Source organism: Rhizobium sp. KNZ14-9A (assembly GCF_056755015.1).
In genome coordinates this window covers 2,954,026-2,978,862 of record NZ_JBPGXB010000002.1, presented here as the reverse complement: position 1 = coordinate 2,978,862, position 24,837 = coordinate 2,954,026, and the positions used below count along the sequence as shown (strand labels likewise).

Below are 24,837 nucleotides of genomic sequence, written 5' to 3'. Positions count from 1 at the left end.
ATGGTGAACGCGCCCGTGTCTTAAAGCGGGACAGCTTCAGGTAAGTCTCGGGTAAGCTTTGCGTGGCAAAATGTTCGCACCAATGGTCCGTCATTCTTTAAAGACTTTGCTGAAAAGGGCGCATTTATGATCACGGCATCCCTGGCATACGTCATTCTGTCTCGCGATATGCCTAAGAGTCTGGACCGCGTCGCCAATCAGGCGCAGGTCAAAAAAGACGCCCAGTATTATGCCGACCACATCAACAAGGTGAAGGACGTCGACGATTTCCTTGGCGACTACAAGCTCTATAGCTACGCCATGAAAGCCTATGGCCTTGATGACATGATCTATGCCAAGGCCTTCATGAAGAAGGTTCTGGAGAGCGATCTCACGGATGCGAACAGTTTCGCCAACAAGCTTTCCGACACGCGTTACAAGGAATTCGCTGCCGCCTTCAACTTCAATGCGCCGCCCAAGGATATTCAGACCGACGCACAGGAAGACGATCTGATTGGCCTCTACAAGCAGTCCTTTGCCGACGCGGCACAACAGACTGCCACCGAAACGAAATATTACAGCGCGCAGATGGATGACGTGAAGACCGTCCAGGACTTCGTCGGCAATTCCCGCCTCCTGAACTACGCGTTGAAGAGCGTCGGCATCGACCCGACCTACATGTCGAAGGACTACATCGCCAGTGTCCTGACCACTGACATCAGCAAGCTTGGCGGCAATGCGCCTGATACGAGCGATCCGGCTTACGATCCGACCAAGACATATGTCGGTGACAAGCTCTATGCGCTCGCGCAGCAATTCAACTTCAAGCCTGATAACGGCGACACCCAGTACTTCCGCGACAATATCGGTTCGGTGCAGTCGGTTGACGACCTTCTAGCCGATCCGCGCCTGCGCACGGTGGCGCTGCAGTCCGTCGGCATCGATCCGGCAACCGCCGATAACGCTTTCATCAAGATGGTGCTGACAAGCGATCCGGCCACGCTTGGCGGCGACACGCCACTCAGCAACCCCGATCCGTCGCTCAACTATGTCGGCGACAAATACAAGGAACTTCGTTCTTATTTCAGCTTCAACGCTGATGGCTCGGTCAATGGTTCGGCGCAGAATTCCGGCCAGACCGACACGGTCGCGGAGCTATACGCCTTCCGCGCTCCCGTGGTCGGCGCCGCCCAGACCGCGACGCAGAAGAACAACGTCATCGAACAGTATAACATCAAGACTGCAACGCAGATCGTCGACCGCGACGGCACGGCCAGCGATGTGTACTATACCAGCCCGGTGATGTCCGATCTCAACAAGAGCTACTATCTGTCCAAGATCGGCACGATCACCAATGTCGATCAATTGGTCAACGACAAGCGGCTTGCAGATTATGTTCGCTCCGCGTTCGGCATGGATCCGGGCTTTACGCAGCTGAAAAACGTCCTGACCGATCCTGCCTATGCCCGTTCGGTCGATTTGGGAGATGCCTACGAGGCCTTCAATTTCAAGGCCGACGGTACGGTCTCTCCGACGGAGCGCGCGCAGTCCTATGACCAGTTGACGGGCATAGTGAATGGCGCGACGAACGTCTCGAGCTACTTCTCGAACATGATGAAACCGCCGGGTGGCGTCAGCCCGATCGACAACGTCGACGAACTGCTTTCCGACAAGATGCTAACTTCTTACATCAAGGATGCCTACGGCCTCGGTCAGGATTTCAGCAATGCCGAACTGAGGAACATCCTCACGGATTCCGCCTATGCCGATACCGCGGGCCATCAGAACATCCATGATGCCTTCAATTTCAACGCGGATGGCTCGGTCACCTTCCAGACGCAGCCGGATGGCAGTGTTGTCGGCGCCCAAAATCCTCTCCAGCTCCAGGGCATCAATCAGCTCGTCGCCAACAACTCTTCGTATTATCAGGTCAAGCTCAGCGACCTTTCCAACAACGGTTCGACCTCGGCAGTCGACATGTTCCTCGCCGACAGTAAGCTGGTCAGCTTCCTGCGCACCAGCATGCAGATCGGCAACGACATCAGCGACACCACGCTTCGCGGCATTCTCACCGATCCGACGGTTGCGGCTGCCCAGGGCTACACCGACGTCTATAAGCTCTTCAATTTCCGTCAGGACGGAACGGTCGCCCAAAACACCCTGTCGCAGAGCGCCGGCCAGGTGGCAGCGATGACTAAGAAGGCAGACGACGCCGCCACCTATTACGGCAGCACGATACTTTCGATCTCCAGCGTCGATCAGTTGCTGGCTAACCCGAATCTCAACAGCTACATCCGTTATGCCTTCAGTATTCCGACGAGCGTTTCGGATACCGATCTGCGCAACATTCTCACCGATCAGAGCGACACCGACCCCTATGCCAAGGTGAAGGCGGCGTTCAATTTCGCGGCGGACGGCACTGTCACTTCCGGTCCCGCACAAACCTCCGCACAGATAGCTTCTGTGAATTCGGCCGCTTCCATGCGGGAGCAAGGCATTCTTGACCGGATGGGCGACGTCAATGATGTCGATCAGCTGCTCGCTGACTCGTCCCTGACGGACTATCTGAAAATGGCCTACGGCCTGGCCTACGACACGAGCAACGCCGAGCTGAAGAATATCCTCACCGATCCGGCTCATGCTGCTTCCGTCGGCCAGGGCGATCTCAACGCCGCTTTCAATTTCGGCTCGGATGGATCGCTGCCGACCTCGACGACCGCCCAGACCGGTGAGCAGACGACGAACACGTCGGACAATTACGGCGCTCGCGTCAACAGTCAGGGCGACGATCTCATTGACCGCATCATCGCGAACTACAAGTCGCGAATGGATGACGCCGATGGCGTAAAGAATGTCAACGATTTCATGAAGACCAACGCCACCGCCGATACGCTTCTCGGTAACAACTCCTATCCGGATCTTTATCAGATGTCGCTGCAGGCTTACGGTCTGACGACGAACGATGTCTCGCGCTCCACCATGCGCAAGCTGCTCGTCAGCGACCCCTATGATCCGAAGGGATATGTCGCATCCTTCAAGGACGACCGGATCACCAAGATGGTGCGCGCTTTCAACTTCGGTCCCGATGGCAAGGCTGCCGAGCCCCTGTCGGCTCTGTCTGCCGCCACCTTGGCGAAATATGCGACCGATTATAAGTCGCACGTGACCATGCTCATGAAAGACGGCCCCGCAAAGGACCGCGCTTCCAAGGATGCCACCAAGGAAGTGGATTATTTCGGCAAGACCATTCCAGGCATAACCTCGCTCGACGAGTTCCTGGCCGACAAGCGCCTGACGGATCTCGTGCTGAAAGCAAATGGCCTCGATCCGAAGAAGTACGACAAGGATACGCTGAAGAAGATCTTCACCTCCGATCCTGATGACAAGAAGAGCTATCTCAACACCACGGCTGACGCGCGCTTCAAGGAGATCGTCGCTTCCTTCAATTTCGACAAGGACGGCAACCTGACACGCGCCAAGATGGGTACGATCCAGGACAAGCAGGCCGAGGCGAATACGCAGCAGCAGTATGTGCAGATGACCCTGGAAACCCAGGAGGGCGAAAAGAATGATGGCGTTCGCCTGGCGCTCTATTTCAAGCGCAAGGCCGGTGACGTCACCTCGCTCTACCAGATCCTCGGCGACAAGGCGCTCTATCAGGTCGTCCAGACGACCTATAGCCTGCCGGCGCAGATTTCGTCGATGGATGTCGCCAAGCAGGTCGATCTCCTCGGCCGTTTCGTGAAGCTAGAGGACCTGCAGGATCCCAAGAAGGTCGACAAGCTCGTCAAGCGCTTCACGGCCATGTATGACATCCAGAACAACACGCAGCAGTCACCGGCGCTCCAGCTCCTGACCGGAGGTACCGGCCAGGCATCATCGTTGCTTTGATAATGGTGTGAGCCTTCCAGAGCCCAGGAAAGGTTCTAGAGGCTCACCACCTTGTCCGGGTTCATGATGCCGGCCGGATCGAAGGCGTGCTTGATGCGGCGCATCAGTTCCATCTCGATTGCCGGCCGGATCGACGCCAGCTCGTCACGCTTCAGCTGACCGATGCCGTGCTCGGCGGAGATCGAACCGCCATGGGTAAGCACCAGCCCATGCACGATATGGTTCATCTCGTGCCAGCGGGCGATGAAGGCATCCTTGTCGGCACCAACCGGCTGCGAGATGTTGTAATGGATATTGCCATCGCCCATATGGCCGAAGGCGCAGATGCGCGCGCCGGGCATTGCCGCCATTACCGCCTCTGCAGCCTCGTTCATGAAGTGCGGTATCTTCGAAACCGGCACGGAAACATCGTGCTTGATCGAGCCGCCCTCCGGCTTCTGGGCGTCCGACATGCTCTCGCGCATGTGCCAGAGCGCCTTCTGCTGCGCGACCGAGGAGGCGATTGCCGCATCCTGAACAAGTCCCGCTTCGAAACCTTGCTCCAGCACGGCATTCATCATCCTCTCGGCCGTTTCGGCGGAATCGGAGGTGGAGATGTCGATCAGCACATACCAGTCATGCGGCGTCTCGAGCGGATCGCGCACGCCATCGATATTGCGCACGGTAATCTCGACACCGAACCGCGGCATCAGCTCGAAGCCGGTCAGCGAGGCGCCGCAGAGGCTGGAAGCGAGGTTGAAGAAGGCGAGCGCATCCTCGACCGAGGACAGCCCGGCAAATGCCACCTGATGGCCGAGCGGTTGCGGGAAGAGCTTCAGTACCGCGCCGGTGATGATCCCGAGCGTGCCCTCCGCGCCGATGAAGAGATCGCGCAGATCATAGCCCGTATTGTCTTTCTTCAGGCGGCGAAGCCCGTCCCAGATCTCACCTGTCGGCAGGACGACTTCTAGGCCGAGGCAGAGCTGGCGCATATTGCCATAGGCGAGAACCGCCGTGCCGCCTGCATTGGTGGAGAGATTCCCGCCAATGCGGCAGGAGCCTTCCGAGCCAAGCGAGAGCGGAAACAGGCGGCCATGTGCCTCGGCCGCTTTCTGCACCTCGGCCAGGATCGCGCCGCCGTCGGCGACCAGCACGTTTGCGACCGGATCGACATCGCGGATCTTGTTCATGCGTTCGAGCGACAGGATGACGTCCGCCTTGCCCTCGCGCGGCGTCTGCCCACCGACGAGGCCGGTATTGCCGGTTTGCGGTACGATGGCCGTACCGGTTTCGGTGGCAAGTTTCATGATCGCGGAGACTTCCTCGACCGTACCGGGCTTGAGCAGGAGAGGGGAGGAACCGTGATAGAGGCCGCGGTTTTCAATGAGGTGCGGCGCGAGATCAGCTTCGCTGCGCAGCGCATATTTCTCGCCGACGATGGCGGTGAAACGTTCGATGATCTCTGGAGAAATGCTTGTGCTGCTCATGGAGCCCGGTCCCTCTTCCTCACTCACGCGGTGCTGCCGCTCGCCGCAGCCGGTCATTGATTGCCTCTCCAAGTCCTTCGTCGGGAATCGGCGAAAAGGCGATCACGGCGGCGCCGCTGGCGTCAGCCTTCTTCATGTAGTCGAAAAGATTGGCGGCCGCTTCCGAGAGATCGCCGCGCGGGCTGAGGTTCAGCACGATCGCCGCTTGCTCGGCCCCTGCCACTCTGTCCGGACCGAAAGCAATCAACGCTTCACCGGGTTCCAATGCCGTGGCTTCGAGCCGGACGGCTGCGCCCGGCGCGTAATGTGAAGCGAGCATGCCCGGCGCTTCGATCGCCGCAGCTGCCTTCTTCGAACGCAGCAAACGCTTGCCGGCCACCCGTTCGATCTCCCTGGCCGGCAGGCCGCCGGGCCGCAGCAGTCGCAGCTCGCCGTTCTCGATCTTTACGATCGTCGATTCCACGCCGACAGCGCTGGCGCCTGCGTCAAGGATGAGAGGTATCTTTGCCCCCAGATCAGCCTCGACATGGGCAGCGCTTGTGGCGCTCACCTTGCCGGATGTATTGGCGCTCGGAGCCGCAAGCGGCCGTCCGAAGGCCCGGATCAGATCGCCGGTAAAACCTTTCGGTATGCGGATGCCGACGCTGTCGAGGCCCGCGGTCGCCAGCGCATGGATCGCGGTGCCGGTCCTCAACGGCAGTACCAACGTCAGCGGGCCAGGCCAGAAGGCTTCTGCCAAAGCGCGGGAGACCGGATCGAATTCGGCATAGGTCTCTGCCATCGCAAGATCCGCCATGTGGCAGATCAGCGGATTGAAGCGTGGCCGCCCCTTGATCTCATAGATGCGGGTGATCGCCGCCGGATTGGTGGCGTCGGCGGCAAGGCCGTAGACGGTCTCGGTCGGAATGGCGATCGCAAAGCCTTCGCCGAGCGCCGCGCAGCCGGCTTCGAGTGCCGTCTGCCTGTCCGCCTTGATGTCGATTATTCTTGCCATGTCCTGCCCGGTTTTACTGCGGCAGTCATTAGGCTTTCCTTGCGGCGCGATCAATCCCGCCCGAAGCTTGTAGATCAACTGTCGGCGAACCTACAGTTGGCGGATGATCTGGCGAAGCTGCTCGTTGCGGGCGCCGAGCAGGAGGATGTTGCGGATGGCGATCTGCGGATCGTTGGTGCGGAAGAGCAGGCCGTTGCCCCGCACCGAGCGGTCGACCACCATCCTCTCCGGCGTGCTTTCACCCGGCTTGATCGCCACGGCGAAATACATCCGGGAATTCTGCACCGCGATATTGTCGAAGAAATTGTCGTTGTCGCCGATGTCGGAATAAAAGTTGGCGATGTAGAAGGCCCAGGCCACTTCGTCGTAGCGAGCGAATTTGGTGCGTGCGGCCGTGACGTGGCAGTAGCCGAGATGCGGGCTATCGGCCAGCGTCCGGTGGAAGATCATCTTCGGAAACTGGATCGCGCGGTGGAAGCCGTTGATGTTCTGGTGGGTCTTTTCGCCGGCCGCCTGCAGCTTGCGTGCGGTCTTTTCAGCCACTTCCTCATGGGTGAGATAGCGGCGCTCGTCCGGGAGCCAGTCTTCGCGACGGCGGCTGATGCGGCCGGTGCGCAGGAATTCAGAGTGCTTGGCGAAAAGCCGCGGTTCTGTAGGCTTGATTTCTTCCCGCGTGTCGAAATATCGAAGTTTGGCCATGGCTTTCGCAGTCTTCGCTGTGTGGGTTGTCGGCAAGGATAGGATTTCGTGCTTAACACGCTGTTAAAACAGCGCGAAGAAGGCGCGAGAGCTGGGTTTGCGAGCGGCATGTCGCAAATGCGACAGTGCCTCGCCGGCCACATTGGATTCGCTTGTGTCTGACGAGTCATCAAATGTCGCAATTGACGGTGATCAAAGGCGAGTGAAGGTTTCCGAGGACGACCCGGCTCCCTGTCGTCAATTTCGAAGCGGATGTCGCTTTACAACCAAGCGACCGGCATGCTCGGTGCTTAAATAACGCCATGACCAGTTCTCCGGAGGGAGAAGGAAGCGGGCGCGCTTCCGCTGCCGTGCTCGAAAAGAGTAGCAGCCACATGCACGAGGATAGGCAGATGGATATTCGCAGCAACGTTTTGCGCCAGCTCAAGAGCCGCCGCGAGGGTTTCAGTCTCGAACAGCCCTTCTACATTGACGAGGATTATTTCCGTCTGGATATGGAAATGATCTACTATCGCGACTGGCTGTTCATCGGCCATGATTGCGAACTGCCGAAGCCAGGCGCCTACTTTACCGTCCAGATCGGCGAGTATCCTGTCGTCATCGTGCGCGGACGCGACAATGTCATTCGCGCCTTCCACAATAGCTGTCGCCATCGCGGCTCACGCGTCTGCACCAAGGAGCACGGCTCGTCGGTACGGCTCGTCTGCCCCTATCATCAGTGGACCTACGATCTCGACGGCAAGCTCGCCTTCGCGCGCCACATGGGCGATGATTTCGACAAGAGCGGCTACGGACTGAAACCGGTCCATTGCGAAATCGTCGCCGGTTACGTCTTCATCTGCCTCGCCAATGTCGCGCCGGACTTCCAGACCGTGCGCGACAAGGTCGAACCCTATATGGCGCCCCACCACATCAGCGAGGCCAAGATCGCCTTCCAGAGCACCATCATCGAGAAGGGCAACTGGAAGCTTGTCTGGGAAAACAATCGCGAGTGCTATCACTGCGCCGCAAACCATCCCGAGCTCTGCCGCACCTATCCGGAAGCGCCGAGCGTGACAGGCACTGATGGCGGCGCCGACGATCCGGAGATTGCCGGCCACTGGGCGCGCTGCGAGGCCGCCGGTCTGCCGAGCAAGTTCCAGATCTCGCCGGACGGGCAGTTCCGCACTGCCCGCATGCCGCTGATCGAGGATGCCGAAAGCTACACCATGTCCGGCAGGCCCGCCGTCAAGCGCCCGCTGTCCGACGACGTGAAGATCAGCCACATCGGCACCATGCTGCTCTTCCACTATCCGACGACCTGGAACCATCTGCTCGGCGACCACGCCATCTCCTTCCGCGTGCTGCCGCTCAGCGCCAACGAGACGGCGGTGACGACCAAATGGATCGTTCACAAGGATGCTGTCGAAGGTGTCGATTATAACCTCGAGGAACTGACGCACGTTTGGACCGAGACCAACGACCAGGACCGCCGCATCGTCGAAGAGAACGCCTTCGGCATCCGGTCGCCGGCCTATGAGCCCGGTCCTTATTCGCAGGTCCACGAAGGTGGCGTCATGCAGTTCCTCGAATGGTATTCGAACTTCATGGTCAACCGGCTGCAGGGCGATCAGGCCAAGCTCTCGGTCGTTGCCTGAAGGCGATCGTCACCGGTTAATGTCCAGTTCATTTCGCCTCCGGTAGAGATGGAGTGTGGGTGCCGTTTTCGGGTCTTTCGGGAACAATTCTCCGTTTTGTCCGTTATCCGGCAGGCTTTTTTCGCTCTTTATCGGAGACACGCAATGTTTGGGCTGAGTAAGAAGGTCGCGACTGCGGTTATGGCCGCCGCCGTCGTTGTTACGAGCTTCGTGCCGTCGCAGGCAATCCAGATGCCGACCGCCCCGCAGGTGGAAAAATCTTCGCCTGTCGAAAACGTCCAATATCGCCGTTACTATCGGCCAGGTTACCGCCCCGGTTACTATCCGGGCTACCGCCCCGCCTATCGCCCTGGCTGGTACGGCGGCTATCGCGGTTATTCCTATTATCGTCCGGGCTACCGCCACTATGACGGCTACTGGTATCCGCTGGCAGCCTTTGGCGCCGGTGCCGTCATCGGCGGCGCTATCGCGGCGCAGCCGCGCTACTATGCGCCCGCGCCGGCTCCCTCGGGCATCAATCCGAGCCATGTCGCCTGGTGCGAAAACCGCTACCGTTCCTACAGGGCCTACGACAATACGTTCCAGCCCTATAACGGTCCGCGCCAGCAGTGCTACTCGCCCTACTACTGAGGCGAAACCAGAGATCGAGATTGAACGCCCGGCCATCGAGCCGGGCGCTTTCGTTCAGAGAATATTCACCCGTTTCAACAGCCACCAAGCCAAAGCGATGGAGGCGGCGATGAGCACCACGGCATATTCCGTACCGTAGTCTCCGACGGCGAAGGGCAGGTTGGCCGTGTTCATGCCGAAGAAGCCGGTCACCAGTGTCGGCGGCAACAGGAAGGCCGTCATGATCGACAGGATGTAAAGGTGGCGGTTCGTCTCCGAGGAGAGCTTGGAGTCGATTTCTTCATGCAGCAGCCTTGCCCGGTCCTGCAGCGCATAGACATCGTGGTCGACTGTCTCCAGCCGGCTCGTCAATCGCCCGGCAATATCGTCGAAACCGAAGGGCATTTCGTCTTCGTCCGAGGCTGCCGCTCGCCGCATCAGCGCGAGGACCGTGCGCAGATGGCGATGCAGGCGTACGATCGTGCGACGGACGGGAGCAAGCCTGCGGCGTTCGTCACGCGGCGCGTTGTCGTAGACGAAGTCCTCGATCAGGTTGAGCTCTTCGGTGAGCTCCATGACGACGGAGATCAGCGTGCGCTGGAACTCGGTCACAAGCAGCTCGAAGAGGTCGACGGGACGGGCGAACTTGCCGGGATTCTTCTCGATCATCACACGTGTCCGCTCCACGCTTCTCAGCGGCTGCAGGCGCGTGGTGATGATGAAACGGTCGGAGATGGCGAAATGCAGCCAGCCGAGATCGGCCGTGTCCTGGTCGAATTCGCGCTGGCAGTCCACCAGCGTGCCATAGAGCATCTGTTCGTCGACAGTCAGGACCGCGTGCGTGTCGCGCGTGGTCAGCGCCGACTTGGCGTCATCCATCACGCCAAGCCTGTCGAGCAGGGCGGGCACGCGGGCATCGGCGAGGTTGAGATGCAGCCAATAGAAACCGTCGTCTACGGTCAGCTCCGCGGCCGTCGCGCTGTTTTGCAGCCGCGCGGCCTTCCTGCTTTCCGGCGAGAAACGGTAAGCCCATACGAGGCCGGGTATATTGACGGGCAAGGTATCCATTATTGCCGATCCTCTCGCGAAAACGATCAGTTCTACTAGAGATTCTCCATGACGTTTGTTTGTGCAAGTGCACAAGCGAAAAGACGCCTTCGTTCGAGGTTGTCGACGGAAACCAAATTGACGTTTACGTAAAAATCAATTAGCTCTTCGAATGGAGGCGCTTGTGCACCCGGCTTTGCCATGCGTGAGCTGAATGCGGAGGAAAATAAGATGTATAAGGCGCCTGTCGAGGAAATCGCGTTCACGCTGAAGCATGTCGCCGGCATGGCTGAGGCGATCGACGGTGGTCTTTTGGGCGATCTTGGCGAAGATCTCGTCGATGCCATTCTTGCCGAGGCGGGACGATTTGCCACGGAGGAAATCGCCCCTCTCGCCGATATCGGCGACCGCCAGGGCGCCCGGCTTGCCGACGCCGCGGTGAAGACGCCGGACGGCTGGCGCGACCTCTACCGCAATTGGGCCGCAGGCGGCTGGAACGGCCTGACCGCGCCGGAGGACTTCGGTGGCCAGGCTTTGCCGCACATGCTGAATGTCGCGGCCCTCGAAATGTGGAACTCCGGCTCAATGGCTTTCGCACTCTGCCCGACGCTCACCATGGGTGCCGTCGAGGCGCTGAACGTGCATGGTAGTGCCGCTCTCAAGGAAAAATATCTGGCGCGCATGGTGTCCGGTGAATGGACCGGCACGATGAACCTCACGGAACCCCATGCCGGCTCCGATCTCGGCGTCCTGAAGGCGCGCGCCGAGCGCCGTGAGGATGGTAGCTACCGCATCTTCGGCCAGAAGATCTTCATCACCTGGGGCGAGCATGACGCGGCCGACAACATCATCCATCTCGTGTTGGCGCGCCTGCCGGATGCGCCGGCCGGCACTCGCGGCATCTCGCTTTTCCTCGTGCCGAAATTCCTTGTCAATGATGACGGCTCGCTCGGCGCCCGCAACGATCTTCACTGCCATTCACTCGAACATAAGCTCGGCATTCACGGCTCGCCCACCTGCACCATGATCTATGGCGACGGCAAGTTCGGCGAAGAGAAGGGTGCGATCGGTTGGTTGATCGGCGAGGAGAACAAGGGCCTCGCCTGCATGTTCACGATGATGAACAATGCCCGACTTGCCGTCGGCATGCAGGGTGTGGCGATCTGTGAAGCGGCGACGCAGAAGGCGATCGTCTATGCCAAGGAGCGCACGCAGGGCAAAGCCCCTGGCTGGAGCGGCTCCGGCATGAGCCCGATCATCGACCATCCCGATGTCACGCGCACGCTGCTCACCATGAAGGCCCTGACGCAGGGCTCACGCGCCATCGCCTATGCTTGCGCCCATGCGATCGATATGGCGCATCGCGCCAATGAGCGACGCGAACACTGGCAGGAGCGCGCTGCGCTGCTTACGCCGATTGCCAAGTCCTTCGCGACGGATGCTGGCGTCGATGTCGCCTCCCTCGGCATCCAGGTGCACGGTGGCATGGGGTTCATCGAGGAGACAGGTGCCGCCCGCTATTTGCGTGATGCCCGCATCGCCCCGATCTATGAAGGCACGAACGGCATTCAGGCAATTGATCTCGTCACCCGCAAGCTGCCTTTGTCTGATGGCAAGCAGGTCGGGGGCTTCATTGCCGAGCTGAAGGCGATCGCTGAGGCTGTCCGCAGTTCAAATCTCGCCGGTTTCGGCACGACGGCCAACAGGCTGGAGGCAGCGCTTGCCGATCTGGCAGAGGCTACCGACTGGCTGCTTGCCCGCCTTGCCGAGGGCAAGTCCGCCGAGGTCCTGTCAGGCGCAACCCCCTATCAGCGTCTGTTCGGCCTTGCGCTCACAGGCTGCTATCTCGCCAAGGGCGGCCTTGCCCGCACGGCGGACGGGGCAGGCGAGGGCCGTATCGCGCTCTGCCGTTTCGCAGCCGAAAACCTTCTGTCCGAAACGGCGGCGCTGAAAGACCGTGTCGTCAACGGGGCCAATAGCCTTGCAGCTGCCCGCACCGTCCTTGCCTGAGGAGACTGATATGAGCGATCCCATCATCATCGAGCGATCCGCGGAACATCCGTCCGTCCAGCTCATCCGTTTCAACCGGCCGGAAAAGAAGAATGCCTTCACTCGCGCCATGTATCGGACCATGACCGACGCGCTGAATGCCGCCAATGCCGATGCCGATATCCGGGCGACGGTCTTTCTCGGCACCGAAGGCTGCTTTTCGGCCGGCAATGATATCAGCGATTTTCTCGCCGTGGCCATGGGCGGCAGCATGGGCCAGGAACTGATCGATTTTCTCTATGCACTCGTCAATGCCGAAAAACCGCTCGTCTCGGGCGTCGATGGTCTGGCGATCGGCATCGGCACGACGCTCAACCTGCATTGCGACCTGACTGTTGCTTCCGACCGCAGCCATTTCCGCACGCCTTTCGTCGATCTGGCGCTGGTGCCGGAGGCGGGCTCGAGCCTGATCGTCCCGCGCATTGCGGGCCATCAGCGCGCCTTCGCCATGCTCGTTGCCGGAGAGGCCTTTACGGCTGAGGATGCGAAGCAAGCCGGCCTGATCTGGAAGGTGACGACGCCGGAAGATGTGGAAAGCCAGACGATCGCTGCGGCCGCAAAGCTTGCAGCCAAACCGCCGGAAGCGTTGAAGATCGCTCGCGATCTCGTTCGCGGCCCGCGGGAGGAGATTATCGCGCGTATCGATGAAGAGGCCCGCCACTTCGCCGCCCGCATGAGAAGTGATGAGGCTCGCGCTGCCTTCGAGGCTTTCATGCGCCGCTGAGCCCTAGAAATCAGTGGTTATTGTCGGACGCGAATTTAAAGCCTCTCTTAAGCATAGTCTAACTAATGAATGGAGGATGGTTCCCCCGAACTGTCCGGGCGCGTGACGTGTTTCGTACGACCCCCCTTGTGCGAATTCATCCAACGTCTATCGCTCGTTCGCAGCGCGCTTAACCCCCGCGCTGCGAAACTATTGGGCGACCCGCATCCCAGTCGCGCATCCCCTGCGGAATAGTTAGGTATTTGCCGAACTATTTATTGACTCTCCCCATCTCATATCTATAGTTAGGTACATGCCTAACCAATCACATGCACTCGATTTGATGTTCCAGGCGCTGGCAGACCCCGCCCGACGCAGCATGGTGGATCGGCTCTGCAAGGGCCCCGCCTCGGTGAAGGAATTGGCTGAGCCATTGTCCATGGCGTTGCCTTCCGTTCTCCAGCATCTGCAGATGCTGGAAGCGAGTGGCCTTGTGCGATCGGAAAAGAACGGCCGCGTGCGCACCTGCCGGATCGAGCCGCTGGCGCTGCGCTCCGCCGAAGCCTGGATCAATGAGCGTCGCATCCTCTGGGAGCACCGCCTCGACAAACTGGGCGCATATCTCGAAGCCAATCCGGAAATGCCGGACAAACCTGAGAAGCAGAACGAAAAGGAGTAAGACCATGCAGGAAGAGTACAGCACCCTTCATTCCACCTTCTCCATCGAGCGCACCTATGACGTGCCGGCTCCACGCGTCTTTGCCGCCTGGTCCGATCCGAAGGCGCGCCTGCAATGGGAGGCGATCGGCGAGGATTTCACCACCACCTATACCGAAAATGATTTCCGCGTCGGTGGCCGCGATATCAGCCGGTTCAACTTCGGCAAGAGTGACGAATATGTCGCCGATGCGCGTTACGAAGACATCGTCAGGGATCGCCGCATCGTCTACGCCTATACGATGTCGCACAATGAGCGGCGGATCTCCTCGTCACTGACGACCATCAGCCTGACGCCGGTTGCCGAAGGCACGCATGTCGTCGTCACCGAGCAGATCACCATTCTCGACGGCGGCGATAAGGTGGAATATCGCCAGGCCGGCATCGCCGGACAACTCGACCAACTGGGCCGTTATCTCGCCGGCGAAAAGGTCGGTTGACGGCTGCTTATTTCTCCAACGTCGCGACGATCTCAACATGCGAGGTCCAGAGGAACTGGTCGATGGGCGTGACCGATGTAATTCGGTAGCCGCCCTCGACGAGGATGGCGAGGTCGCGGGCAAGCGTTAGCGGATTGCAGCTCACCGCCACGACCTTCTTGACGATCGAGCGCGCCAGTTCCTTGCACTGGAACTCCGCGCCCGCACGTGGTGGATCGAAGACGACGGCGTCGAAGACTTTGAGCTCCGAGGTCATCAGCGGGCGGCGGAAGAGATCGCGCTTTTCGACGGTCACCGGCTTCAGGCCCTGGGTATTGCGCGCCGCGTAGTCGAGTGCCGCAATCGCCTTGCCGTCGCCTTCAACGGCATGCACGCGGCCGAGACGGGCAAGCTGCAGCGAAAAGGTGCCGGCGCCGGCAAAGAGATCGGCGATCCGCTTCGCCTTGCCGACATGCGCAAGCACCGGCTTTGCCATCGCCTCTTCGGCGGGCTTCGTCGCCTGTGTGAAGCCGCCGGCAGGCGGATACACCTGGATACCGCCGAACTCGACGACCGGCTTGGCCGGCTCGATCAGGATTTCGCCATCAAGCGAGACGCGGGCAATGCCGCGAAGGCCGAGTATGATCTCGACCGCCTTGCGACGCTGCTGGTCGGACAGCTTCTTTATGCCTTCGACCGCAAGGTCGAGGCCGGAGAGCGTTTCGAGAACCGCGATGCGGAAGGCATCCGCATTGGTCGCGACTGCCGCCCCGACAGCCTTGATTGCCGGCAGCCGGGAAATGATCCCCGCCGACGAGATGGGACATTCCTCGATGGCGACGATGTGATGGCTTTCGGCCTGGTTGAAACCAACAAGCATATCCTTCTCGGTCTTGCGTGCAGCAAAGACCACCCGCCGCCGCTCGCCCGGATGGGCGGCGACGATCTCGCCGACCTCAGGCGTCAGGCCTTTGGACTTCAGCGCATCGATGACGAGCTGCCGCTTGAAGCCGCGATAGGGCGCATCCGCCATATGCTGCAGTGTGCAGCCGCCGCAGGTGCCGTTGACGCCGTCTGGCCCGAAATGCCGGCAGGGTGGCTCCTGCCGGTCGGCGGAGGCCGAGGCGATCGACATGACCGTGCCCTGGCTCTTGACGCGGGCGATCGCGACCGTCTCTCCCGGCAGCGTGAAGGGCACATAGACAGGTCCATCCTTGCCGTTGGCGATACCGTCGCCCTGTGCGCCGAGCCTGTCGATGGTGATTGTTTCCGTGCTCACGCTTTTGTCCCTGCCAATAGAAATTCCTGATTGCCGTCTCCGCCCGAAATAGGCGAGGGGATGAGCCCGAAACTCTTCCAGCCCATGTCTTCAGTGAACCATCGCTCGAGTTCTGCCGCCACACCAGGCCCGGAAGTTGGATCCTTGAGCAGCCCGCCCTTGCCAATCGCCTCGCGCCCCGCCTCGAATTGCGGCTTGACGAGGATTGCAGCAAGCGCTCCCGGCTCCGCAATATCGAGCGCCGGAGCAAGCGCCAGCTTGAGCGAGATGAAGGAGACGTCGGAGACGATGAACGCCACGGGCTGGCCAATATCCTCAGCCGTCAGATTGCGGGCATTGAGCCCCTCGATATTGGTCACGCGCGGATTGCCCGATATGCGCGGATGCATCTGCCCGTGGCCGACATCTACAGCCGTCACATGCGCAGCACCCCGCTCCAGCAGCACTTCGGTGAAGCCGCCGGTCGAAGCGCCGACATCGAGACAGTGCCGTCCTGCCGGATCGAGCCCGAAGTGGTCGAGTGCGGCCACCAGCTTCAATGCTGCGCGCGAAACATAGTCCTGCGCCGGGTCGTCGATTTCGATTGTCGCATCGTCGCCGAAGACGGCGCCGGCCTTCGTCACCACCTTGCCGGCGACCTTCACCGTGCCGCGTGCCACGGCGTCTCGCGCCCGCGAGCGGCTCGCAAAGAGGCCGAGGGTGACGAGAAGCTGGTCGAGGCGCTGGCTGTTTTGATCTGACATCGGCTGTGAATGACCGTCAAAGCCGTCGGTTGCAAGCATTTTGTTGGTATCGCGGGTGCGCCGGTGCGGGCTCACATCGCCGGAACCGCAATAAACTAAACCGACCTGTGCTGCGACGCACCAAATTTAAACAATTTTAAATCCTGCTCGCATAGGTTCGCTTTGATTGCAGCGGCTCGCTTTTGAATCGCTTCGTGCCATGAAGGCTCCCGCGTCCTCCCCGCCGATCATGTCCCTCATCAAGAAGTCTTGTGGCTGCGCATTTGCGTGGTCGCCCCTTGTCGCGCCTGATGTCGCCAGGAGAAATTGACCGATGTTCGCTCGAAACATATCCTTGAATGGTAAGCTTGCGGCCACTTTCGCAGCACTCATCCTTATTTTCGTATCCGTTTCCGCTTTCGTTTATTCCAAGGCAACGACATCGGCGAGCGCTTCCGCCGAACAGGAAAAATCCGAGCTTCTCGTCAACCAGATCGATGACGCGCTGCAGGCCATGCTTGAGCAGGCCGTCAACCTGCGCGGCTTCATTCTCTTCCGCAGCGACAGCACCTATGGCGATATTTTTGCCAACCGCGAGCGCATGCTGAAGGCGATTGCCGCTGCAAAGCAGACCGCCGCTTCCCAGCCTGAGCTCGTCTCGATGATCGACGACATGCAGAAGGCTGCAGACCTTTATTTCCACGAGCTCGCCGAGCCGCAAGCCAAGGCCCGCAAGGAAACAGAAACGCCGATCGCAGAGGTCGTCAAGATCGGTGTCAACGCCACCAAGGGCCAGCTCGACGGCTTCCGCGCCGCTTCCGCCAAGATCAAGTCTCTCGCCCGCGACAAGTCCATTGCACTCGCCGCGGCCCAGGCGGACGCCAATAGCGATCTCAAGACGACGCTTCTGGCCGGTGGCATTGCCGCAGCTCTTGCCGCCGCCGCACTCGCCTGGGCTTTGTCGCGCACCATCGTTCGCCCGATCGTCGGCATGACGGCCGCCATGGACCGTCTGGCCGGCGGCGACCACAATATCGAAGTCCCGGCAACCGGCCGTCACGACGAAGTCGGCCGCATGGCCCAGTCCGTTCTGGTCTTCAAGGATGCTGCCATCGAAAAGCAGCAGCTTGCTGGCGAAACCGACCGCATGCGCGGCGAAGCCGAGCGCCAACGACAGATGAGCGACGAGCAGAAGGCCCGCGAAGAAGGCGAAATCCGCTTCGCCGTCGATGCTCTGGCCGGCGGCCTTGCCGGCCTTGCCATTGGCGATGTCGCATCCCGCATCCATACGCCGTTTGCGCCGCAGTACGACAGCCTGCGCAACGACTTCAACAATGCCGTCGAAAAGCTGCAGGCTGCCCTGCAGTCCGTTGGCCGCAACGCTTCGGCCATCAATGCCGGCGCCGGTGAAATTCGCTCTGCCGCGGACGATCTCGCCCACCGCACCGAACAGCAGGCCGCTGCCGTCGAAGAGACCGCAGCTGCTCTCGAAGAAGTCACGACCACGGTGCGCGACTCCGCCAAGCGCGCCGAAGACGTTGGCAACCTCGTCGAGCGCACCCGCCTCGGCGCTGAAAAGTCCGGCGAAGTCGTCCGCAGGGCGGTTTCGGCCATGCAGCAGATCGAAAAGTCTTCGGGCGAGATCTCCAACATCATCGGCGTCATCGACGACATCGCCTTTCAGACCAACCTTCTGGCGCTGAACGCCGGCGTCGAAGCAGCACGTGCCGGTGAAGCCGGCAAGGGTTTTGCCGTCGTCGCACAGGAAGTGCGTGAACTCGCCCAGCGTTCCGCAAATGCCGCCAAGGAAATCAAGGCGCTGATCAACGCGTCGAGCGAACAGGTCAACTCTGGCGTCGGCCTTGTCGGCGAAACCGGCAAGGCGCTGGAAGCGATCGTCGCCGAGGTTCAGGAAATCAATCGTCATGTCGGCGCAATCGTCACCGCGACCCGCGAACAGTCGATCGGCCTGCAGGAGATCAACACCGCCGTCAACAACATGGACCAGGGCACTCAGCAGAACGCCGCCATGGTTGAAGAGCAGACTGCTGCGAGCCACGCGCTCGCCCAGGAAGCATCCGCTCTCGACGACCTGCTGCGCCAGTTTAAGCTCGGCGCTCAGGCTGCCGCTCCGGTCCAGAGAACCACTGCAGCAACCACCGCGTCCCGACCGGTCGCCTCTCCGGCCCGCGCGCTCGCTAGCAAGGTCACTAGGGCCTTCGGCGGCAAGCAGGCAACCGCGACTGCTGCCGTCGTCCAGGAAGACTGGACCGAGTTCTGAGAGCGATCTCTTCGCAAATGAAAAAGAAAGGGCGGCATTCAGTGCCGCCCTTTCTTTTTGGGCTTACCCGGCGGAGGCGCGCAGCCGCTCGATATCCCGCCGCGGCGGGATGCTATGCACGCGGACATAATCGCGGCTGAACTGCGAAGGGCTGTCGTAGCCGACACGGAAACCAGCCTCGGCAGCGCTCAGCCCCTCGGTCACCATCAGCCGCCGTGCCTCCTGCAGACGAAGCTGGGTCCGGAACTGCAGCGGGCTCATCGCCATCACGGTCTTGAAATGCTCGTAGAAGGATGAAGCACTCATGCCAGCCACCGAAGCCAGATGCTCGATGGCGAAGGGCTCGCTGAAATTCTTCCGCACGAAATCGATCGCCCGGCCGATCTGGTTGAGCCTGCTTTCGCCATTGGCGATCTGCCGCAACAGCGCGCTCTGCGGCCCGCGGATCAGCCTGTAGAGTATTTCCCGCTCGATCAGCGGCGCCAGAACCTCCGCATCCTCGGGTGTGTCGAGCAGGCGCAACAGGCGCACGACCGCGTCGATGAGTTCAGGCGTCGTGGCACTGACACCGGCCGCAGGGCTTTCCGGCATGCGCCCCTGTAGGGCCGGCAGCATTTCGGCAAGCGTGCCGCGATCGAGTTGCAGCCGCAGGCACAGGTATGGCCGGTTGGCGCTCGCCTCGACGACGGCGCCGATGACGGGCAGGTCGACACCGACGACGAGATAATGCGCAGCATCATAGACATGCGCTATCTCGCCGATCACGGCGCGCTTGCGCCCCTGCGCCACGATGCAGAGCGAAGGCTCGTAGAGCGTATGGATCGGTTCGGTGCGGGCGGAGGATCGTATGATGCCGACCCGCGGCAGTACCGTGTCGAAATTACCATCCGCCTCGGTATGGCGATCAATCAGATCTGCGAGTTCGGCAATCTTTTCCATGAAAACAGCATGAACCCTACTGCTGCAAATGCCAAGCGCCTGAAGCGGCTTTCGGAAGATCGTGCAAGAAATCCGGAAAAGCTTGCTATCGGTTTCCGCCCTTCAAGTCCAACCTCATGCGCATGGATCGGCAGCATTCGGCTGCGGTCCCGATTGAAGCATGAGGAAAAGAACATGACGGGTATAAAAGGCAAGACAGTTCTCATCACTGGCGCGAGCAGTGGCATCGGCGCCGGCACCGCACGCGAACTGAGTGCTGGCGGCGCCAAGCTGATGATCGGCGCGCGCCGCACCGATCGGCTGGAAGAGCTGGCAAAGGAAATCCGCGCTGGTGGCGGCACGGTCGAGTTCCGCGCGCTCGACGTCACCAACCGCGCCGATACCGAGGTTTTCGCCAGGGCAGCGGTCGAGGCTTTCGGCGGCATCGATGTTCTGGTCAACAATGCCGGCATCATGCCGCTGTCGCTGATGTCCTCGCTCAAGGTCGAGGAATGGGACCGGATGATCGACGTCAATATCAAGGGCGTGCTCTACGGCGTTGCCGCCGTACTGCCGATCATGAATGCGCAGGAGCGCGGCCAGATCATCAACGTCTCCTCGGTCGGCGGCTTGGCGGTTGTGCCGACGGCTGCCGTTTACTGCGCCACGAAATACGCAGTGCGGGCGATTTCCGATGGTCTGCGCCAGGAAAACAAGAAGCTGCGTGTGACCTGCATCTATCCAGGCGTTGTCGAATCCGAACTCGCCGAGACGATCACCGAACCTTTTTCGGCCGAAGCCATGGTCGCCTTCCGCGAGATCGCCCTGAAGCCCGATGCCATTGCCCGGGCGATCCGTTTCGCCATCGAGCAGCCCGAGGATGTCGATGTCAACGACATCACCGTCCGCCCGACGGCGAGCGTGGGACTGTGACCATGCGGATACGCGGGGCTCTCGCCGGGGCGGTGCTTTCGCTTGCCGCCTCATCCGCTCTTTCAGAGGAAACGAAAATGCAGAACCGTCCCTATCTCGGAATGTGGATTACCGGTGACGGCCACATCCAGCAGGAACTGCTGTCCAACGGCCGTTATGACGAGGCGAGGGGTACGCGAAAGAGTGCCTACCAGGGCCGCTATGAAGTGACCGGCGATCATATCGAATATTGGGACGATACCGGTTTTACCGCCGATGGTGATTTCATCGACGGCGCACTGCATCACGGCGGAATGATCTTCTACCGTGATGGAAAAAAGCCTGAGTGAGAAAAGCCCGTCGGCCTGCCGCCTTAACCGGCCACGCCGACGGCAACACCACGTCCGAGCGCGTTGAACACAGTCGAGACGATCCCGGCACGGTCGAGACCGGCATGGGCGATCATCGCTTCCGGCTTAGCCTGTTCCATCCAGATATCGGGCATAACCAGCGAGCGCACCTTCAGGCCACGGTCGAGAAGGCCATCCATCGCCATGAACTGCATGACGTGGCTGCCGAAGCCGCCGACGGAGCCTTCTTCCACCGTGATGAGGATTTCGTGGTGGCGCGCAAGCTGGCGGATCAGCGCGTGGTCGAGCGGCTTTGCAAAGCGCGCATCGGCAACCGTCGTCGAAAGGCCAGCGGCATCTAGGTCTTCGGCCGCCAGCAGACAGTCGGCAAGCCGCGTCCCGAAGGAAAGAAGCGCAACCTTCGTGCCTTCCTTGACGATGCGGCCCTTGCCGATCTCAAGGATCTGGCCGCGCTCCGGCATGTCGACGCCGACACCTTCGCCACGCGGATAGCGGAACGAGATCGGGCCAGCATCATATGCGACGGCCGTGCGCACCATATGCTTGAGCTCCGCCTCGTCCGCGGCCGCCATGACGACGAAGCCGGGCAGGGTGGCAAGGAAGGCCGTATCGAAGGAACCGGCATGTGTCGGACCATCGGCACCGACGAAACCGGCGCGGTCGATGGGGAAGCGCACGGGCAGGCCCTGGATCGCCACGTCATGCACGACCTGGTCGTAGGCGCGCTGCAGGAAAGTGGAATAGAGCGCCGCGAAAGGCTTGAAACCTTCGGCGGCAAGGCCGGCGGCGAAGGTCACGGCATGCTGTTCGGCAATGCCGACATCGAAACAGCGTGACGGGAAAATCTCGGCGAACTTGTCGAGGCCGGTGCCGGTCGGCATGGCGGCAGTGATGCCGACGACACGGTCGTCGAGTGTTGCTTCCTGGACCAGCGTCTCAGCGAAGACATTGGTATAGCTCGGTGCATTCGGCTTCACCTTCGCCTGCGTGCCGGTGATGACATCGAACTTGTTGACGCCATGATACTTGTCGGCTGCAGCTTCCGCCGGCGCATAGCCCTTGCCCTTCTGGGTCACGACATGGATCAGCACCGGGCCGTTGGCATTGTCGCGCACATTACGCAGCACGGGCAGAAGGTGGTCGAAGGAGTGACCGTCGATCGGGCCGATATGGTAGAAGCCCATCTCCTCGAACATCGTCCCGCCAGTCACGTAGCCGCGGGCATGCTCGACGGCGCGGGTGATCGCCCGGTCGATGTTCTTGCCGAGATAGGCCGTCAGTTTCTTGCCGAAGTCGCGGAAGCCCATATAGGTGCGGCCGGAGGCAAGGCGGGCGAGATAGGCGCTCATCGCCCCGGTCGGCGGGGCGATCGACATGTCGTTGTCGTTGAGAATGACGATCAGGCGGGCATCGAGCGCGCCGGCATTGTTCAGCGCCTCATAGGCCATGCCGGCTGACAGTGCCCCATCGCCGATGACGGCGATGACGCGGCGGTCCGTCTTGTCGATATCGGCAGCAACAGCCATGCCGAGGCCGGCGGAAATCGAGGTTGAGGAGTGCGCAGCACCAAAGGGGTCGTATTCGCTTTCGGCCCGGCGCGTGAAGCCCGAGAGACCGTTTTCCTGGCGCAGCGTGCGAATGCGGTCGCGGCGCCCGGTCAGGATCTTGTGCGGATAACATTGATGGCCGACATCGAAGATCAGCCGGTCGTCAGGCGTGTTGAAGACGTTGTGGATGGCGATCGTCAGCTCCACCACGCCGAGACCTGCGCCGAGATGCCCTCCGGTGCGGGAGACGGCGTCGATCATTTCGTCCCTGACTTCGCGTGCAAGCTGCGGCAGATCGCGATCCTCGAGCTTGCGCAGGTCGGCAGGATAGGTGACCTGATCGAGCAGCGGGGTCTTCGGGGATTGTGTCACGGGCGGGCGCTCTTCTTTAACTGATCGGCTTTGCTTTATTCGATTGAATTGCGGCAAAACAACTACATTTGCATAGCCGCAAGTTTTTCACCTTAGAGCACTTCAGCCCTCCGGCAAAGGCACGAATTCTTCTTCATCGCCGGGAACGATATCGAAGCGGCCGGTGCGCCATTCCTCCTTGGCCTTCTCGATCCGCTCCTTCGAGGAGGACACGAAATTCCACCATATGTAGCGCTTGGAATTCAGCGCGGCACCGCCGAACAGCATCAGATGACAGCCCTCAGTGCCGGCTTCGAGCGTGATCGCATCGCCGGGCCGGAAGACGAGAAGCTGGTCTGCCGCAAACCTGTCGCCGGCAATGACGACCTCGCCTGACAGCACATAGACGGCGCGTTCCTCGTGAGCCGCGCCGAAGGGAAATTTCGCGCCCGGCTGTAAGTCGAGATCGACATAAAGCGTATCTGTGAACACCTTCACCGGCGAGGCGAGACCCTCGAACGAGCCGATGACGACGCGTCCACGCACGCCGTTGGTCTCGATCAGAGGCATCTCTCCCTTTTCGGTATGGGTGAAGGAGGGGTCGATTTCCTCCTTGTCGTCAGGCAATGCCAGCCACGTTTGCAGTCCGGACATCAGAAGCGGATGGCCGCGCAGATTGTCCGGCGTGCGCTCCGAATGCACGATGCCGCGTCCGGCCGTCATCAGGTTGATATCGCCGGGGCGGATGACCTTTTCCGTTCCGAGACTGTCGAGATGACGGATCTCGCCATCGAAGAGATAGGTGACCGTCGAAAGCCCGATATGCGGATGCGGCTTCACATCCAGCGCCTCGTCCGGCTTTAGGATCGCCGGTCCCATGCGGTCGAAGAAGATGAACGGTCCGACAAGCCGGCGCTGGCGCGTTGGCAGGGCGCGGCGCACCTGGAAGCCGCCGATATCGCTGGTGCGCGGAATGATCAGATTCTCGATCGCATCACAGGCGAAAGCATCACCGGGCAGGGGATCTTTACCGGGGAAGAAGGACATGGCGCACTCCAATCACAAAGGCTTCCGCCACAGATAGCGCCTGCGGGTCCGGCGCGAAAGGGCCAGTTTGCGAGATCGTCGGGAAGCCGTCAGATTGCCGTAAAACCATTGTCGACGAAAAGATGGGCGCCATTGACGAACACCGATTCATCGCTGGCGAGATAGAGTGCGGCGCGAGCGACATCCTCGGGCTCGCCGATCCGGCCCTGCTGTGCGGCAATCGCCGCGTCCGAAACATCAACGCCATGCGCCTGCAATTCCTTCACTTCGCGCAGGCCATGCGGCGTGCGGATGAAGCCGGGGCAGACGGCATTGCAGCGGATGTTGCGGTCACGGAATTCGACGGCGATGGCGCGCGCAAACATATGCACCGCGCCCTTGGTCGTGTCGTAGAGCACTTCCATCGGCGTCGCCGCGACCGCCGAGATTGACGAGGTGCAGACGATCGATCCGCTGCCGGCTTCGATCATCTTGGGCAGCACCGCCTTCGTCATCAGAAACATGGAGCGGACGTTGACCGCATGCAGCCAATCCCATTCCTGCAGCGTGGTCTCCAGGAACGGCTTGATGACGATCGTACCCGCGTGATTGAAAAGGACAGTGACCGGTCCGTAGCGCTCCTCGACGCCGGCCACCGCGGCATTGACGGCTGCTTCCTCCGAAACATCGGCCGTCCAGTAATCGGCCTCGCCGCCGGCAGCGCGGATCTCATTGACGGTTTGCGCCGCCGCCTCGCCATTGCGGTCGATGATGGCGACACGCGCGCCCTCGGCCGCAAAGAGCTTCGAGGCTGCGCCGCCCATGCCGGTCGCGCCGCCCGATATGATAGCGACCTTGCCCTTCAATCTGTCCGTCATCAGTCAGTCCCCTTCTTGCTTTGAAAGGGGATCATAGATCGGTCGGAAGCTGGTCGCCAAGCGTCTTGAAAGGGAGTTTCGATACGCCTTTAAGCGCCGTCGAGCGGCTCGACGGCCTGCGGCTTGCCGGCGCGGTCAAGACGGATCTTCTCGATACGGTTTTCGGCGGCCGAAAGCAGCGTTTCGCAATGCTTCTTCAGCGCTTCGCCGCGCTCGTAAATCTCGATGGATTCATCCAGCGCCACGTCACCGCGTTCCAGCCGGGCAACGATGCTTTCGAGTTCGGCAACCGCCTTTTCGAAGGAAAGACCGGAAACCTCCGGCTTGGCGCTGTCAGTCATT

21 protein-coding genes are annotated in these 24,837 nt (G+C 60.9%); 10 read left to right on the top strand and 11 right to left on the bottom strand.

Annotated features, from left to right (window positions below):
- Positions 1-126 precede the first annotated feature (126 nt).
- Complete coding sequence (locus ACR9ZQ_RS21605) at positions 127-3,870, top strand: DUF1217 domain-containing protein (protein WP_481428783.1); 3,744 nt, start codon at positions 127-129, stop codon at positions 3,868-3,870.
- A 35-nt stretch (positions 3,871-3,905) separates the two neighbouring features.
- On the opposite strand, the gene ACR9ZQ_RS21600 is transcribed toward ACR9ZQ_RS21605, so the two are convergent.
- The 3 genes from ACR9ZQ_RS21600 to ACR9ZQ_RS21590 form a co-directional block, all read right to left on the bottom strand.
- Positions 3,906-5,336: an FAD-binding oxidoreductase gene (locus ACR9ZQ_RS21600; RefSeq protein ID WP_481429347.1), complete on the bottom strand. Its 1,431-nt coding sequence runs from the start codon at positions 5,334-5,336 to the stop codon at positions 3,906-3,908.
- A gap of 19 nt (positions 5,337-5,355) precedes the next feature.
- A complete protein-coding gene (locus tag ACR9ZQ_RS21595; RefSeq protein ID WP_481428782.1) occupies positions 5,356-6,330 on the bottom strand; it encodes an L-threonylcarbamoyladenylate synthase in 975 nt (324 codons plus the stop codon).
- 90 nt (positions 6,331-6,420) lie between these two features.
- Positions 6,421-7,029, bottom strand: a complete 609-nt coding sequence (locus ACR9ZQ_RS21590; protein ID WP_113323041.1) for a DUF6656 family protein — start codon at positions 7,027-7,029, stop codon at positions 6,421-6,423.
- 392 nt (positions 7,030-7,421) lie between these two features.
- Between ACR9ZQ_RS21590 and ACR9ZQ_RS21585 the strand changes: the two genes are divergently transcribed.
- Positions 7,422-8,666 carry an aromatic ring-hydroxylating oxygenase subunit alpha gene (locus ACR9ZQ_RS21585; RefSeq protein WP_007817910.1) on the top strand — a complete coding sequence of 415 codons (1,245 nt, stop codon included), beginning with the start codon at positions 7,422-7,424 and terminating at the stop codon, positions 8,664-8,666.
- A gap of 144 nt (positions 8,667-8,810) precedes the next feature.
- Positions 8,811-9,296 carry a BA14K family protein gene (locus ACR9ZQ_RS21580; protein ID WP_310378468.1) on the top strand — a complete coding sequence of 162 codons (486 nt, stop codon included), beginning with the start codon at positions 8,811-8,813 and terminating at the stop codon, positions 9,294-9,296.
- Positions 9,297-9,350: 54 nt separating this feature from the next.
- On the opposite strand, the gene ACR9ZQ_RS21575 is transcribed toward ACR9ZQ_RS21580, so the two are convergent.
- Positions 9,351-10,343 (bottom strand): transporter, encoded by a 993-nt coding sequence (locus ACR9ZQ_RS21575; RefSeq protein ID WP_481428781.1) that lies wholly within the window; start codon positions 10,341-10,343, stop codon positions 9,351-9,353.
- 210 nt (positions 10,344-10,553) lie between these two features.
- Between ACR9ZQ_RS21575 and ACR9ZQ_RS21570 the strand changes: the two genes are divergently transcribed.
- From ACR9ZQ_RS21570 to ACR9ZQ_RS21555, 4 genes are all read left to right on the top strand, one after another.
- On the top strand, positions 10,554-12,332 hold the full coding sequence (locus ACR9ZQ_RS21570) for an acyl-CoA dehydrogenase family protein (protein WP_481428780.1): 1,779 nt from the start codon (positions 10,554-10,556) through the stop codon (positions 12,330-12,332).
- Between the two features lie 10 nt (positions 12,333-12,342).
- Positions 12,343-13,095 carry a crotonase/enoyl-CoA hydratase family protein gene (locus ACR9ZQ_RS21565; RefSeq protein ID WP_481428779.1) on the top strand — a complete coding sequence of 251 codons (753 nt, stop codon included), beginning with the start codon at positions 12,343-12,345 and terminating at the stop codon, positions 13,093-13,095.
- A 292-nt stretch (positions 13,096-13,387) separates the two neighbouring features.
- Complete coding sequence (locus ACR9ZQ_RS21560) at positions 13,388-13,753, top strand: ArsR/SmtB family transcription factor (protein ID WP_481428778.1); 366 nt, start codon at positions 13,388-13,390, stop codon at positions 13,751-13,753.
- Between the two features lie 4 nt (positions 13,754-13,757).
- Positions 13,758-14,231: an SRPBCC family protein gene (locus ACR9ZQ_RS21555; protein WP_481428777.1), complete on the top strand. Its 474-nt coding sequence runs from the start codon at positions 13,758-13,760 to the stop codon at positions 14,229-14,231.
- A gap of 7 nt (positions 14,232-14,238) precedes the next feature.
- Here ACR9ZQ_RS21555 and ACR9ZQ_RS21550 read toward each other — a convergent pair whose 3' ends face one another.
- A complete protein-coding gene (locus ACR9ZQ_RS21550; RefSeq protein ID WP_481428776.1) occupies positions 14,239-15,489 on the bottom strand; it encodes a class I SAM-dependent RNA methyltransferase in 1,251 nt (416 codons plus the stop codon).
- Entirely contained in the window at positions 15,486-16,232 is a 747-nt protein-coding gene (locus ACR9ZQ_RS21545) for a TlyA family RNA methyltransferase (protein WP_481428775.1), read from the bottom strand. The genes ACR9ZQ_RS21550 and ACR9ZQ_RS21545 overlap by 4 nt, the downstream gene beginning before the upstream one ends.
- 313 nt (positions 16,233-16,545) lie before the next feature.
- Here ACR9ZQ_RS21545 and ACR9ZQ_RS21540 point away from each other — a divergent pair, with 313 nt between their 5' ends.
- Entirely contained in the window at positions 16,546-18,492 is a 1,947-nt protein-coding gene (locus ACR9ZQ_RS21540; protein ID WP_481428774.1) for a methyl-accepting chemotaxis protein, read from the top strand.
- Positions 18,493-18,555: 63 nt separating this feature from the next.
- On the opposite strand, the gene ACR9ZQ_RS21535 is transcribed toward ACR9ZQ_RS21540, so the two are convergent.
- Complete coding sequence (locus ACR9ZQ_RS21535) at positions 18,556-19,431, bottom strand: AraC family transcriptional regulator (protein ID WP_481428773.1); 876 nt, start codon at positions 19,429-19,431, stop codon at positions 18,556-18,558.
- 174 nt (positions 19,432-19,605) lie between these two features.
- Here ACR9ZQ_RS21535 and ACR9ZQ_RS21530 point away from each other — a divergent pair, with 174 nt between their 5' ends.
- Positions 19,606-20,343, top strand: coding sequence for an SDR family oxidoreductase (locus ACR9ZQ_RS21530; RefSeq protein WP_481428772.1), 738 nt, complete (start codon positions 19,606-19,608; stop codon positions 20,341-20,343).
- A gap of 2 nt (positions 20,344-20,345) precedes the next feature.
- Positions 20,346-20,672, top strand: coding sequence for an Atu4866 domain-containing protein (locus ACR9ZQ_RS21525; RefSeq protein ID WP_481428771.1), 327 nt, complete (start codon positions 20,346-20,348; stop codon positions 20,670-20,672).
- Positions 20,673-20,695: 23 nt separating this feature from the next.
- Here ACR9ZQ_RS21525 and dxs read toward each other — a convergent pair whose 3' ends face one another.
- From dxs to ACR9ZQ_RS21505, 4 genes are all read right to left on the bottom strand, one after another.
- Positions 20,696-22,612 carry a 1-deoxy-D-xylulose-5-phosphate synthase gene (gene dxs / locus ACR9ZQ_RS21520; protein WP_310378443.1) on the bottom strand — a complete coding sequence of 639 codons (1,917 nt, stop codon included), beginning with the start codon at positions 22,610-22,612 and terminating at the stop codon, positions 20,696-20,698.
- Positions 22,613-22,714: 102 nt separating this feature from the next.
- Positions 22,715-23,638 carry a pirin family protein gene (locus ACR9ZQ_RS21515; protein WP_481428770.1) on the bottom strand — a complete coding sequence of 308 codons (924 nt, stop codon included), beginning with the start codon at positions 23,636-23,638 and terminating at the stop codon, positions 22,715-22,717.
- Between the two features lie 89 nt (positions 23,639-23,727).
- Entirely contained in the window at positions 23,728-24,495 is a 768-nt protein-coding gene (locus ACR9ZQ_RS21510; RefSeq protein WP_481428769.1) for an SDR family NAD(P)-dependent oxidoreductase, read from the bottom strand.
- A gap of 89 nt (positions 24,496-24,584) precedes the next feature.
- Positions 24,585-24,836: an exodeoxyribonuclease VII small subunit gene (locus ACR9ZQ_RS21505; RefSeq protein ID WP_047613900.1), complete on the bottom strand. Its 252-nt coding sequence runs from the start codon at positions 24,834-24,836 to the stop codon at positions 24,585-24,587.
- Position 24,837: the final 1 nt, after the last annotated feature.